This is a genomic window from Paenibacillus qinlingensis, from assembly GCF_031455095.1.
Classification (GTDB): domain Bacteria; phylum Bacillota; class Bacilli; order Paenibacillales; family NBRC-103111; genus Paenibacillus_E; species Paenibacillus_E qinlingensis_A.
The window spans coordinates 1-14,792 of record NZ_JAVDSB010000003.1; the positions used below are offsets into that span (position 1 = coordinate 1).

General features: G+C 44.1%; 8 protein-coding genes. 6 read left to right on the forward strand and 2 right to left on the reverse strand.

Translation table 11 applies throughout. The annotated features are described in order from the left end of the window. The 3 genes from J2736_RS10955 to J2736_RS10965 form a co-directional block, all read left to right on the forward strand. Positions 1 to 209: hypothetical protein (locus tag J2736_RS10955; protein WP_310226391.1), on the forward strand; the 209-nt coding region annotated here is incomplete at its 5' end. Positions 210 to 367: 158 nt separating this feature from the next. After that, the gene (locus J2736_RS10960; protein WP_310226393.1) at positions 368 to 1,828 is read left to right on the forward strand and encodes an RICIN domain-containing protein; all 1,461 of its coding nucleotides are present in this window, start codon (positions 368 to 370) and stop codon (positions 1,826 to 1,828) included. Positions 1,829 to 2,026: 198 nt separating this feature from the next. Beyond that, complete coding sequence (locus J2736_RS10965) at positions 2,027 to 4,240, forward strand: sugar-binding protein (RefSeq protein WP_310226395.1); 2,214 nt, start codon at positions 2,027 to 2,029, stop codon at positions 4,238 to 4,240. A gap of 57 nt (positions 4,241 to 4,297) precedes the next feature. Here J2736_RS10965 and J2736_RS10970 read toward each other — a convergent pair whose 3' ends face one another. Beyond that, positions 4,298 to 6,160 (reverse strand): right-handed parallel beta-helix repeat-containing protein, encoded by a 1,863-nt coding sequence (locus J2736_RS10970; RefSeq protein ID WP_310226397.1) that lies wholly within the window; start codon positions 6,158 to 6,160, stop codon positions 4,298 to 4,300. A 214-nt stretch (positions 6,161 to 6,374) separates the two neighbouring features. On the opposite strand from J2736_RS10970, the gene J2736_RS10975 reads away from it, so the two are divergent. Together J2736_RS10975 and J2736_RS10980 are read left to right on the forward strand one after the other, a co-directional pair. Then, entirely contained in the window at positions 6,375 to 13,007 is a 6,633-nt protein-coding gene (locus J2736_RS10975; RefSeq protein WP_310226400.1) for a chitobiase/beta-hexosaminidase C-terminal domain-containing protein, read from the forward strand. 83 nt (positions 13,008 to 13,090) lie between these two features. After that, positions 13,091 to 13,456 (forward strand): helix-turn-helix transcriptional regulator, encoded by a 366-nt coding sequence (locus J2736_RS10980; protein WP_310226402.1) that lies wholly within the window; start codon positions 13,091 to 13,093, stop codon positions 13,454 to 13,456. Between the two features lie 55 nt (positions 13,457 to 13,511). Here J2736_RS10980 and J2736_RS10985 read toward each other — a convergent pair whose 3' ends face one another. Continuing rightward, positions 13,512 to 13,733: a hypothetical protein gene (locus tag J2736_RS10985; protein WP_310226405.1), complete on the reverse strand. Its 222-nt coding sequence runs from the start codon at positions 13,731 to 13,733 to the stop codon at positions 13,512 to 13,514. 420 nt (positions 13,734 to 14,153) lie between these two features. Here J2736_RS10985 and J2736_RS10990 point away from each other — a divergent pair, with 420 nt between their 5' ends. Continuing rightward, complete coding sequence (locus J2736_RS10990) at positions 14,154 to 14,774, forward strand: IS1595 family transposase (protein WP_310226407.1); 621 nt, start codon at positions 14,154 to 14,156, stop codon at positions 14,772 to 14,774. Positions 14,775 to 14,792 lie beyond the last annotated feature (18 nt).

Genomic DNA, 14,792 nt, shown 5'->3' on the forward strand with positions numbered 1-14,792 from the left:
AATGCGGCACCTTCTCCGGAATAATCGGATTAGGTGCCGCATTTTTATTTTCTCGCTTGAATTTACTCAAAAACCTTAAGTTTTTCAGTGGCCTCCTGCTCAGCGAGGCTCTTTTTTTTGTTGTTCTTGAGCATTTCCTTGAAAAGGACAAGCAAAAAGTTCAGGAATGTGATGAAAGTGGGGAAGCCCATTGTTCGAATTGTTCATAGAACTTGTAATTATTCACTAGGAGTCAGCCTATAAAAGCGATAGCATGAATCTTAGAAAGACAATAGGAGGTGAGCTTAAGGAAGACACGAATCAAGTAGATGGCCATGCAAGACAAGAATCACCGCTTGTCCCACATTAGGACGAAAGGATGAGAGCCGTGTACGTACATTCAATTCGAAATGTAAGGAAGTTAGTGATCATAAGTTTAATCATTGCTCTATTTGTATCCTTGTTTCTATCCGCACAAAAAGCAGAAGCAGCGAGCGTAACCATTCCAAGTAATGGTGTTCAAATAAAGGATTCGGCAGGCAATCTTTTGCAAGCGCATGGTGGGGGCATCATTAAAGTAGGATCGTATTACTACTGGTTTGGTGAGAATAGAAGTGGAGATAACTTAGTCGCTTGTTACCGCTCAACAGATCTCAAAACATGGGAGTTCCGCAATAATGTACTCAAGCATTCTTCAGCTCCTGAACTCGCGACTGCGAATATTGAGCGTCCGAAAGTCATTTATAATGCTTCTACAGGTCAATTCGTCATGTGGATGCATAAAGAAAATGGTGTTGATTACAGTGAAGCAAGAGCAGCGGTGGCGTACTCTTCGACCGTTGATGGCAACTACACCTGGCAGGGCAGCTTCCAACCACAAGGTCAATACATGTCTCGTGACGACACCTTGTTCGTAGATGACGATGGTTCGGCGTATTTCATTTCTTCTGCCAGAGAGAATTTAGATACGCATATCTACAAGCTTTCATCCGATTATAGATCCATTGCCTCCTTAGTTCAGAAGGTTTGGGTGGGAAGTCAACGTGAAGCGGCAGCGATGTTTAAAAGGAATGGCGTGTACTTCCTTGTGACCTCCGGAGCGACCGGCTGGGCGCCGAATCAAATGAAGTATGGGACAGCAACGAGCATTGCTGGCACATGGAGCGCCTTGAGCAATGTTGGAGACGGTACTTCGTTTGATTCCCAGCCTGCGTATATTCTCCCTGTTCAAGGCACTTCAACAACCTCCTATCTCTACATCGGAGATCGGTGGGCTGGGGCATGGGGCGGCATTGTGAATGACTCGCGGTACGTTTTCCTGCCGATTTCATTCCCTTCCAATACATCGATGAGCCTAACGTATTATGATAAAATAACGATCGATACAGCGACTGGCACCGTTTCTGGATCCAATTATAGTTTTAACACCACAACGAATTATAAGATTCTCAACCGGAATAGCAATAAGTCTCTAGCTGTCAGTGGAACGGATAAAAATCTCAGTGCAGCGCCAATCCAGCAATTTACGGATACGACTGCGCTTTACCAAAGATGGCAACTTGTGAAAAAGGCGAACGGCTACTACAGTATTATCAACAAACAAAGCGGTAAATACATGGATATCAATGGTCAATCCACGGCGGATGGCGCCACGAACATTCAATATGCAAGCAATGGTGGTAAGAATCAAGAATGGCTGTTGGTTGACCTAGGAAATGGTTATTATGCCATCGAGAATCGTAATAGCCGTAAATTTATGGACATCAGTGGCAGCTCTACAGCCGATGGGGGTCAGAACATTCAATATACGTGGAATGGTGGCAATAATCAGCAATGGACGATTAATTAAACAGTTCGAGAAGCGAGGCATGGAGCAATTCCATGCTTCGTTTTTTATTTTCTTCGTGCTGTGATTCTGTCTATATCATAGAAATATACACATCGGTCGTAGTAGCGTCGGATATAAAGGGATAAGCATCGTTGTTACAATACTGTTGAGAAAGCGCATTCATTAGTAGATGCAATTATTAAGTAGGAGGAAATCAGAATGAAACGTACTTTGTTCGTAAAATGGATGTCCTGTATGACGTTAGCAGGCATGCTAGTCACATCAGTGGGGACGGCTAGTGCAGCCGGAGTTTCCACAACATCAACCGATCAGCCTATTTCCAGATCGGAATTCGTCACATTAATGAATCGTACTTTCGGATTTACGGAAAAAGCGAATATTTCATTCAGTGACGTGAACCCGGGCAGTGCCAATTATGATGAAGTAGCCAAAGCTGTGAAAGCTGGATACATTCAGGGATACGAGGATGGCACCTTTGGCGCGAGTAAGTCCATCAGCCGGCAGGAAGCTGCTGTGATGATCGCTAGAGCGAGGGGCTTATCCTCAGCTCCAAGTACAGCAACTCAGTTCTCGGATAACAATTCTATAGCGAGTTGGGCGAAGGACGCGGTAAATATGACTGTCGCTCGTCGCATATTAATTGGGAATGCTGTCGATCAAACGTTGCGACCTCTGGACCCTATTAACCGTGCTGAAGCGGCGCTCGTACTGCATCGGGCTGCAGCACCGTTGCAGAGCTTGTCCATTCTGGACTATGGTGCCGTTCCGAATGATGGTAAAGATGATTTGCCAGCCATTAAACTTGCGGTAGAAGCGGCTAAAGCGAAAGGGAAGGGCGTTTACGTACCAAGTGGAGAATTTAATTTGAACGGTGTGCTGACACTAGATGCCGTCGATCTGACAGGTGATGGAGATACATCCATTCTAAAAAGCATGGATCTTAAATTCCAAGCCATCATTTTAACGGGTGAAGGCACAGATCTGAGTGCAGTAAAGTTAACCTCTGTGCCAGCTTCTGTTCGATTGACCAACGATGATTCCGCTCGGGTACGTGTAGGTCCGAATGCGAAGAATTATTCGATTACCAACATTGTGATTGATGGTGGATCTTCCGTAGGGTTTTTTAATGCGGGGACGAACGGGGTCATCAGTGGGAATACAGTCAAAAATATGCTGGCAGACGGTATTCATATCACCGCCTTATCCAGTGAAATTCTCGTTGAGAACAATACCGTCAATCGTGTCGGGGATGATTTCATTGCTGTAGTATCCTATGAGAAATTTGGCGGTTGGGTAAAGAATGTTACCATCCGAAACAATAATGTTTCTGATGGCGAGGCGCGAGGGTTAACTGTTTCAGGCGGGGAAAATGTGCTTGTAGAGAATAATAAAGTGTCCGATATTGATGGGGCTGGTATTTATCTCAGCTCGGAGGGCAATTACAAGACGTATGCGGTGAAAGATACCTTCGTACGCAATAACACAGTTGTGAATGATAGTCGTGATGGAGGAAGTCCGACACAAGGTGGTCTTAATATTACGGCAACGAACAAGAATCCAAGTTTGGTTAACGTCGTGATTGAAAATAATACATTCACAGATTCACACGATAATGGTGTATTGATTGCGGGTACTTTTGAAATTAAAGGTGTTCAGTTTAAAAACAACACCATTGTGAATCCGAAGAATTACGGTATTCTTATTGTGAAAACAATCGTTGGCGACATTAACATTGCAGGAAATAAGGTAACGAAGTCAGGCAAAGCCGTGTATGCCAATCAGTCTAGTGATAAACGCATAACAAGTGATCTGGCGAGTGAAGGAAGCGGCAGTGGAGGCGCAGGGACAAGTAGTGTAGCCGCATATGGGACACCTAAGATTGACGGTGAAATCGATGGGTTATGGGCAGATGCAAGCGTTCTGCAGATGAATACGGCAGCAACAGGTACGACAGGCACAGCTAAAATCGCATGGGACGAGAAAGCCCTGTACTACTTATTTGAAATGAAGGATACCACGCCTTATGCTGTAGCGGTTAATGAGAAAAATGACTCCGTTGAAGTGTGGGTGGATGAGCTTAACAAGAAGAACGGGGCCAAAACAACAGGCGACTACCAGATGCGTGTCGATTTGAAGAATGCGGTAACCACTTCAATGAAAGGCTTGAACTTAACCAATGTGGTTAGTGCTGTAAAAGAAGTAAAAGGCGGCTACATCATAGAGTTCGCCGTACCTTACAGAGAGCTGAAGCCTGCGGCTGATACCATCATCGGATTCAATGCCAGTGCGAATGATGATTCGAATGGCGACGGTGTGCGTAACGCTTTCGTTACTTGGGTAGATAAGAACCTGCCGTATTGGGCAGATACGAAGGTTTATAATGAAGTGAAGTTGGCAGCGCCGAAAAAATAAAGCATGAAAGAGGCTAGCTCAAGGGTCGAGGACCTTAGAGCTAGCCTTTTGCGTGCGTTAAGGTGTCGGTACAGCAGCGCCGTTAATGTAAGATTGCAGTGGCGAGCTATTGCCACTATAGGTTTGCGTGGAGCCGTTCACGAGCTCCTCTAGGAAGTAATTGATCGCATAACCAGCAGGATTGGTATGTGTGTTGTTTTGGATTTTGACACTTGTAACAGTGCCTGTTTCCAACTTAATGACATCGTTTGCTGCTGTATTCGAGGTGTTAATGTCTTGGAACGTATTGCCTTGAACATTCAATGTGCCTGCGGTCATGCCGTTTTTCCATTTCAAACCATTCGTTGCGGTGCGGACAAAAGTGTTGCCGGTAAACGTAGCTGTACCTACAAAGCTGGAGTCAATAAGGGCTCCTTCGGTACTCGTGCTGGATACGCTAGGGGATGTGCTTGTAATGGTATTATTCGAAAAAGTTACGCTTTGAACATGGTCGCCGGTAACATTAATCCCCATTTTGCGAGAGTTATATAACTTATTATTCGAAAAAGTGACGTTGGAAACGTTGTTAAAGCTAGATGAAACCATTAAAGCACCATGACTTGTCGTTGTACTACCTCCATTTGTAATCGTGTTGTTGTCTACGGTAACGTTATTTACACCGAAGGTGGAATAGGCAGATTCAGATGCAATTAATATGCCTGCATTCAGCGGATTCGTAATCGTGTTGTTTTGAATCGTTACATTGTTTCCGCCAATGACTGTCATTCCCCGACCTGCTGTTGGTTGGTTAGAAAACTGGTTATTCGTAATCCACACATCGTGGACAGCTTGAGGATCTTTTAATTGGTAGCTGACAACCGCAATCCCATCGTCACCTGTGTTGCTGACATTATTATTATGGATACGAATATTGTAAGAGCCTGCTGTTGTATGGATTCCATCAGCTAATGTGTTTGTCACCGTATTATTTTGAACGAGCCCATTGCTGGCCCCTTTAATCATTATACCAGCGCCATTTGCGCCATCTACCGTTACTCGCTCAATCAGAAAATAGCCAATGTTGCTCGTACCGCCTGTAACAGCGCCTTCCACATAAATGCCGCAGGTCGTGTTAGCTGCTGAACGAGTAGAGGTGACAGCCGTCAGCTTAAGATCAGTTAATACAGCATTCGTATTGGTCATGCGTACGGCTTGATTCGTTTGATTCGTAGCAGCGAGGATGGACGACTGTCCACTTCCGTACATAACAACACCGTCTAATTGAATGAGACCAGCGTGCTCGAACCGACCACTTGGGACATAGACCGCGGAGCCTGAAGCTTTCGCTGCGGTAATGGCATTGTTAATCGCAGTCGTATTGTCCGTGCCTGATGTCGCAACAGCACCGTAGCTCGTAATATTGACATTTGGTTTGCCATAAACCTGGATTTCATTCGCCGAAGCAAATGCATTAGCTACCGATGAGCCAGTCACGGTAATTCTTACATACCTGCCCACATCCAGAAAGTTATCGTTTGTATCTCCTAACGTCGTGTTGCTCGTTTTATCGACAACGGTTGTAAAAGTGACATTGTCTGGGCTTACTTCGATTTTATATTTGTAAGAACGACTAGCGCCTAAGTACCATTGCGAGGAAACCTTGGTTAATGCTCTCATTTCGCCGAGATCGACCTGCCACCATTGGGGCATGGTGCCGCTGGATGATGCCCAGCGAGTAGCGGTGTCACCATCATTGGCATTGCTGCCTGGATTGCCCGTTTGAGTTGAGCTTACGGTTACTGCTTTCCCTTGGGACAAAATGGCGTCTGCGGCCAATACAGTAGAAGGACTCAATCCGCTAAGACCGACGCTAAGTGCGACGATCAGCATAAACGAAAGAAATCTCCTCCATGCTTGATGGAACTGAAATTGAATCATCATATTCATTCTCCCTTTCTAATTTGGATTAACGTACATCCTAAGTATACGGGGGAGAAATTGCACTTTTTTGCTTGGAAATAGCACTATTTTACGAATGTACAAACTTCATAGAAATATGCACATCATTCGTAGCATCATCGGATATTGAGGCAAAAAGACTGTTGATACAATAATTGAGAAAGCGTATTCATGTAAAAAATTAGGGGGGATTTATTTGAAGGCGTTCAAGCAAAAATGTTCGCTTCTTTTGGTTTTGGCCATGCTCTTAAGCTTACTGCCATTACCTGTAGTTGGGGATGTAACCACAACGCCCGCTTACGCGGATAGCGTCATTCCGACAGCTAATCTTGATCTTTGGTTAAAAGCAGATGCTGGAGTTACCGCTGATGCGAATGGGAAAGTAAGTCAGTGGGCTGATCAGTCCGGTCAAGGCAATCATGTATCTCAAACAGTAGACGGAAAGTTTCCTAGTCTTGTCACGGATGCTGTTTACGGTAAACCAGCTATTCGGTTTGATGGAGATGTGAATGGAAATAAAAAGCAGTTTCTGAGCAAACAGTTGTCAGTACCCTATACTGGAAACAGTACCGTTATTATGGTTATGAAGTTGAATTCGCTTAAACAATTCAGCAATAAAGGAATTTTTGCTACTGATATTGCCAGCAATATTGGCGCGTGGGCTATCGCGACCAATTATACGAGCGACCCTTCTACTGCGGTGCAGAAGCTGATTGCTTTTGGGCCGTTAAGTTCGGGAACAGCCAACAGTGACTTGGAAAGCGCTTCTACCTTGAACACAGCGATACTCACTGTTACACATGATCAGGATAAAGGTGAGGTGAAGGCGTATCAGAACGGTGTGTCATCCGGGGGCAGGACGAATGATTCGTTGAAGACCATGGGAACCTTTAAACACTATGTGATAGGTAAAAGCTACAGTCCTAGTAACTTGCACATGGCTGCTGATGTATCTGAAGTCCTTGTATACCAACGTGTTCTATCTACTTCGGAACGTCAAGCGGTTGAAAACTATTTAACGAATAAATATTACGCAGTTTCACCTGTTGTTGCAAATGTACCTTCGGGTGCAATAACGGCTGGTCAGGCAGTGACACTTTCCACTCCGACCGTTGGAGCATCTGTGTATTACACGCTTGACAGCAGTGACCCGCTGACTTCAGGTACTCGTCTGTTGTATTCGTCTCCGATTGTTATTTCGAACAACACGACGATTAAAGCGGCAGCAAAAGGGAATGGACTAACGGACAGTCCTGTCTCCACTTTTACGTATACCCTAACAAACAAGTTGGTAGCACCGACTTCATCTGTACCTACGGGTAACGTGTCATTCGGTAAAATGGTAACGTTGACCTCATCTGCAGGGACAACGATTCGCTATACGATTGATGGTACTGATCCGAAAACATCAGCTAGCGGCAAGGACTATACGGCTCCTTTCTCCATTGTTGCAAATACCAAGCTCCGTGCGTATGCAATCAAAGCGGGCATGACAGATAGTGACGAGTCCGTATATAACTATACAGTAACTTTAGCTGAGCCCGTGAAGGCCAATGCAGTTTCAGGGGCGATTTTTAACGGTGGAAAAATTAAGCTGACATCAACGATTGACGGGGCTTCCATTTATTATACGTTAGATGGCAGCGATCCTGTTTCTTCGGGAACCAAGCTGTTATATACAGCGCCAATCGTCGTAACAGCAGCAACAACAATTAAAACGTACGCAGAATTAAACGGTACTGTCGGCACGGCTGTTGCACAATATGAATATACCATTTACACGCCAACGTCAACGTCATCTGTGACGAACTTGCCTGACAGTTACTACAACAGAGACGGGCTTGAAAACATGCCACATTTGAATTATGAAGCTATGAAAGTGGCCAACGTAAAAGATTTTGGAGCAATTGGGGACGGCAATGCTAGTGATGCTGAGGCATTTGAAAAGGCGATTAATGCCTTGAATTCTGTCGATGGCGGTGTTGTCTACGTACCAAAAGGATTTTACTATTTCCCGTTTGACTTGACCGATCCATTGAATCGCTGGGCATGGAAGCGCAATTACAACAATGTTCATTTTATTGGTGAAGGTGATGAATCGGTTATTCGCTTCAAACTTCCTGGTATTCCAACATTGCCAGAAGGAAGAACATGGACGAATAGAAACGGTGTATTCTCAGGATTTGCTTACGGTTGGAGGATTGATGGCAAGGATATCTCCTATAAGGATCTGGCCTTCTCCTGGTACCCTAGGTATGACGCGAGAGGTGGAGCAGGAGGGTATACGGTTGCAACATCCGGCGAGAATATCCAAATGAATCGCGTAACAATCGATCAAGGGAATATTGGAGCGGTTTTTTGGCAAAATACGAAAAACGTCTATGTCGTCGATACGCAAGTCCGTAACACGGCGGCAGACAGTATTCACTTTGCGAACGTTGCAAATGTAGTGGCTGCTTACAACCTCGTCGATGGAGCCAATGACGATTCCATCGCTAGTATCGATGACAAGGAATACAATGTTGCAGATAATCATCAATATTTGCACAATACGATCTTAAACAGCTATTGGGGACGCGGGATTACCGTCACGGGGACGAATAGTCGTGTTGAAGACAACTGGCTTGAAAATATTAAGTCATCCGGCGTCTATACAAACAACGGCGGTCAGAGCAGTGTGTCCGGTAACGGTCATGATACGGAGCATTTATTAATTAAGAATAATACGATCGTTCGCTCCGGGCTCATGGGCTTGAATGATAATCAAAAAGGTGCCATTGCATTTAACCAGTATAAAGATGATCTAATCGTTGATAATAACCATATTTACGGTGGGCAATCGCATGGGATATATTTCAATCCGTGGGGACCTGCATCCACAATCAGCAACGTTCGTATTAAAAATAACGAAATTGCAGCTGTTGCTGGAAGTGCCATGGTATTTAATTCCAATATCAAAGTGAATAACATTGATATTATGAATAATGACATGTTCGGCAATGAATTACGTTTACCTCCCATTGATCCTAGCATTAATTTTAATGCTTCCGTCTTATCAGGAAACGTAAATTTGTCAAATAATAAGGTTTCAGGTACGGTCTCCAACACGACATATGCATACGGATTCCCAAAAGTTACGACCCAGCCTGTGTATACGGATCCGTATGCAGCAATTGCTGCAGAGCCTTCTGAGATCGCTTGGGCAGGAGCTCCAATCGTCACAACTGCTGCAAATGAAATCAACGTCAAGAATTATGGTGCAAAAGGCGACGGATCAACGAATGATACGCAAGCTTTTTATGATGCCTTAGATGCGATTCCAGCTTCTGGCGGCACACTTCGCATTCCAGCTGGCACCTATGTATTACCTCCAATGCCAGGCAAAGAAACACGACCATATAGTCAAATCAAACATCATCTGCTGCTTGAAGGTCGTGACAATGTCCACATTGTAGGGGATGGCGATAGCTCTGTACTGCACTTTACAAGCGCGGATCATTATGGCATTCGTCTTCTGAATGCAACGAATTCATCCATACGCAACGTGAAGCTAGAGCTTGCGAATAAGCCGTTTTTACGCCATAATCGTTCGCTGCTTGATATTACTGGCAGCAAAGGCATCGTAGCTGAGCATGTGACAGTGGCGAATTCAGGTGGTTCCGGTATACAAGTGGATGCATCCACTGGCGTATCTATTCAAGGAAGTACCGTAATCGGCTCCAACATGAGTGGTATCCTTCTAGTGGCTTCCAGACAAGTATATGTGGAGAATTCGACGTTGAAAGGCAATCGTGACCATGCCATCTTTGTGAATAAGCAGGGCAGCCTCGCCCGTCAATCCGAGTACATTCGACTTGCTGGAAACGTAATAGATGGTGAAGGGAATTCAGAACAAAGCGGTATCGCGTTTGCTTCTGGCGACAATATTTTAGCTACCGGCAATACAATTAAGAACACGCACATGGCTGGAGTCTTGTTCTATTACACAAGTGAAGTCTATCCGACAGATAAGATTACAGTGACGGGCAATACACTGATTAATACGAATACGGGGACAAATACGCTTACATACGGCGCAATAAGCTCCATGATGTCCAAAGGCGGGAATTTCACGATTACTGAAAATACGATTCAATCTACGCCTTATTCGGGAATTTGGGTCAAAGACAGTACACTTCAATCGCTGAAGTTAACTGCCAACTCATTTACCGATACTGCAACGAAAGGTGGGGCGATTATTGATATCGCCAGTGATCAATTAAAGACTATTCAGCAGTATACAGCTAATACGGATCAAATTGCGGTTCAGACCAAACCCGAACGGATTTCTAGCGGCTCTGGTTGGGCAATCGAAGTTACGATTCAAAACTTAATGACACTACAACCAAGCTCTGGAGGTACTGTCAGTGTAACAAGTCCAATGGAATGGGCAGCTAGCTTTGCTCCTGTCACTTTTGGCGAGATCGCTCCTAGTCAATCCACAACAGTACGGATTCCAATTCCAGCACCACTTCCAGCCAACATTGGAGCTGTACCTTATTCATTGAAGATTGATCAAATCGGCACGATCACCAATCTTACCAGAAGCGTGAATTTCTATGCCTCCGCTGAGACGCAAATGCCGCCAGTCATCGATGGGACTGCATCAGAATGGATGGATACGAATGCTGCAATGCTGAATCAGGCTAGTCAGGTTAAATTCACTGCATCGGATTGGGCAGGTGCTGACGATTTGAGTGCAACGGGATACGTGAAGCATGATGCAACGAACCTGTACTTCTCTGTAGTCGTCAAAGATAACGTACACACTCAAACGAATACGGGCTCCGATATTTGGCGAGGAGATAGCTTGCAACTTGCGATTGATGCGGGTAGAGCTACAACAAGTGGGCAGTCTGGCTATTCGAGCGAGCTTACATTTGCATTAACAGCGGATAATCAGCCTGCAAAGTGGAGATCAACAGCTCCAAACGGCAAAGCAACAGGTAATCAGTTCAGCAGCGCGTTAGCTGTTAAACGGGATGAAGCTAATAAAACGACAACATATGAGCTCGCATTGCCATGGACTGAAATCTTACCAGATGCTTTAATAAATGCACCTGAACGGATCGGCATCTCATTCTTGATTAATGATGACGACGGCGCAGGAAGACGTGGATGGATCGAATACATGAGTGGTATCGGATCTAGCAAAAATCCAAGCTTATATGGTGATCTATTACTTGTACAAACGCCAACTAACATTGCTGCAACAGGTGTCATGTTAGATAAGGGGACCTTACAGTTTGATTTGGTTAATCCACAAACAACACAAAAACTGACAGCTGCTGTGCTTCCAGCTAACGCGACCAATAAAGACGTGACGTGGATCTCAAGCAATCCTGCGGTAGCAACCGTAGCTGTAGACGGAACGGTGACTGCACATGCTGTAGGTAACTCTGTCATTACGGTAACAACAGTAGATGGTGGTTTTACTGCAACAAGTCAAGTGACAGTAGGGAACTCGACGACTACAAATTCATCATCCCCTATTGGTGGATCAGTCGGAATTAAAGAAGGAAAGGTTGAACTTACTGATGCGGGTATTGTGATTTCGCTGGATGCGGCTAGTAAGGTTAGCGAGTCCAAAGACGGGAACAAGTTGACGAGCATCCAAGTCAATGACGATTTAATGGCTAAAGCACTGGACGCTATCGAGAATAACGGTAAAGGAAATAAAACGATTATAATCCAAGAAAATGAAAGTAGCGGATTACAACTAGAAATTAGCGGGAAAGCAGCAGCGGCACTAGAAAAAGAGAAGGATACCATGCTAACGCTAATCGTTGGCAAACAAACAATGAATGTGCCAGCTAGTCTTTTGGATTTTGAACAATTAGCCCAAGAGTGGCAAGTAAAGCAGGATGATCTGAAGGTGAAGTTTGTTGTAAAGCCTGCATCACAAGATGACAAGAAGAAAGTGAACTCACTCGCTACCACGACAGGAGTTACGCTTGCCACTGAAGTTATCAACTTCGGGATCCTCGTAGAAGCGGGAAATCGTCAACAAGACATTCATAGTTATGGAAGTATGTATTTGACACAGACTATGACATTTCAAGCTATTTCGAATGTCAATAAGGTAACAGGTGTTATGATCGATCAGACAACTGGAGAGATGGTATTCGTGCCTGCGACATTCACCGTGGTGAATGGTCAAACAGTAGCTACCTTGCGTAGTAACGGAAGTGGAATCTTTGCCATTGTTCAATCGGATAAAAACTTCAAGGATATGAAGGGACATTGGGCGGAAGATGACGTCATTACATTGGCCTCGAAACTACTGGTCAAAGGAATGACATCTGACGGGTTTGATCCAGAAGCGGCTGTGACAAGAGCGCAATTCGCGGTTATGCTGTCACGCTCCCTTGGATTAACACATCAAAAAAGTACTAAGCAAGAGTTTAAAGATGTCCACGAAGCAGACTGGTTCAGTAGACAACTTAATGCAGCCCTACAAGCAGGGTTAATCGATGGTTATGCTGATGGAACCATGAGACCGAATGACACGATCACTCGTGAACAGATGGCTGTCATGATTGCAAGAGCATTACAATTTACAAAAAGCGATATTCAACTTGTAAATGGTCAGAAACGACCACTAGTATCAAGCTTTGCAGATCACGCCTTAATGGAAGAGTGGGCGAAAGATGCCATTAACAAATGCTTAGAAACTGGCCTTATGCAGGGAATATCAGAAAGTAGCTTTGGCGCTGATGCAAATGCTACTCGTGCACAAGCGGCAGTAACATTAAGCAGACTACTCAAATACGCGAAATTTATCAACTAATTACTAGAAGAGACAGGCTGAATAACTTAGCCTGTCTTTTCTAGCCGTTTCTAATCAAGCCCAGCTAGAAGGAGGGAAAGAAATTGAAAACGGATGTGCTGTTGTCAGAAGCAAGTTTTTTCAAACGCTCCACTCAGTATTCAATGAAAATGATGGAATGGGTGGATGCCAATTATCATCATAAGTGTGTATTAGAAAGACTAGCGGCCGTACTTTACCTATCGCCATCTCATATTTCACATCTCTTTCATCATGAAACAGGAGGGACCTTATCGGAGTATCTAACCACAAGGAGAATGCACGAAGCAAGCAAGTTACTGAAATCTACCTCCTTACCCATTCAGGAAATAAGTAAACAAATCGGATATAACAGCGCGTCCTATTTCACTCGCGTATTTAAACGCCATAAGGGTATTACCCCCTTTCATTACCGACAAGCAAAACCCTAGTATTAGGTAAAACTAACTCGATCCCCAGAACCATTCCAATGTTTTACTAAACTGCTCACGAACCTCCTAAGAACCACCCAAGAACCACCCAAGGACCACCCAAGAACCACCCAAGAACCACCCAAGAACCGCCCAAGGACCACCCAAGAACCACCCAAGGGCCACCCAAGGACCACCCAAGAACCACCCAAGAACCACCAAAGAACCGCCAAAGAACCGCCCAACGAACCATCCACGAACCACCAAAGAACCACCCAAGAACCACCCAACGAACCATCTACGAACCACCTCCATGTCGCTCGAATTGGGGACTAGAGATTCTATGGGAACTAATTGGAAGATCTCTTGTGTGCCAGGAGGTTATTATATCAAAAAAAACAATTTTCTGAGGTATCTACAAAGAAAAGAATTATGTCTGTAGGGAATTTAAAACACCTACCACTATCGACGCATGGGGGGCCTGAGCGAGCGTTGTGTCTTCCGGATTCAAATGTGTTCTTCGCACCCTTATTCCTATCTGTATCAGTTGTTGTTGCGCTGAATAGCTATACACTTTAATGATTAACCCAATTTGTAGATATCTCAGAAAGTGTTCTAATTCGAAATATAATTCCATAATATACATTTTCTTCTTTACATGGAAACAAATGTTTGGTATAATAAGAACATAAGTTCTTATGTCGAGGTGGTTGTGATAATGGACATGTGTTTTGTAGATTCGTTGGACGATACTTTCCAAACAGAGGAAGATTGTGAGATGTTTTTGATGAAAAATCGCTGGGCGAATGGGTTCTGTTGTCCGCGATGCGATCATGATTCTTTTTATAAAGTAAAAACGCGCAGCTTACTTGAATGCAAGGAGTGCCGCACACAAGTGTCTATTACGACTGGCACTGTTATGCATAAATCGAAGTTATCTTTATTACTCTGGTTCAAAGCCATTCGTTTATTAATTCAAGACGATTCTACTTATTCGATTCCAACGTTTGCCGGTTTACTTGGTGTAAATTATCGAACTGCTAAGTTGATGATAGAAAAAATTCAATTAGCTTTATATAAGCAATACGCATGTAGGAGCAATAAGAAGTTAGTGAATCCCCTGGAAATAACAATAGAAGAAGACGGAGCGCAGTCCTGCAGTGAAAATGAAACCCCCAAGTCTGCCCAACCCAAAGGGAATACAAGTGTTCTGGCTGCGTATTTATTTAAAACCCGCAGAAATATCAGATACGAAGAACAAGATATGTTTAGAAAATGGATGAATGGGTTCTTTTCAGTGCGTTTATATCCACATTTTTTACGGTATTTCCAATTATAAAAACCCCTAACACGAATA

What these genes read in the sequence shown, in the direction of transcription:
- J2736_RS10965 (WP_310226395.1), top strand. Translation starts at nt 2,027, where the DNA reads ATGAAACGTACTTTGTTCGTAAAATGGATGTCCTGTATGACGTTAGCA.
- J2736_RS10970 (WP_310226397.1), bottom strand. Translation starts at nt 6,160, where the DNA reads ATGATGATTCAATTTCAGTTCCATCAAGCATGGAGGAGATTTCTTTCG.
- J2736_RS10985 (WP_310226405.1), bottom strand. Translation starts at nt 13,733, where the DNA reads ATGGTTCGTTGGGTGGTTCTTGGGTGGTTCTTTGGTGGTTCGTGGATG.
- J2736_RS10990 (WP_310226407.1), top strand. Translation starts at nt 14,154, where the DNA reads ATGGACATGTGTTTTGTAGATTCGTTGGACGATACTTTCCAAACAGAG.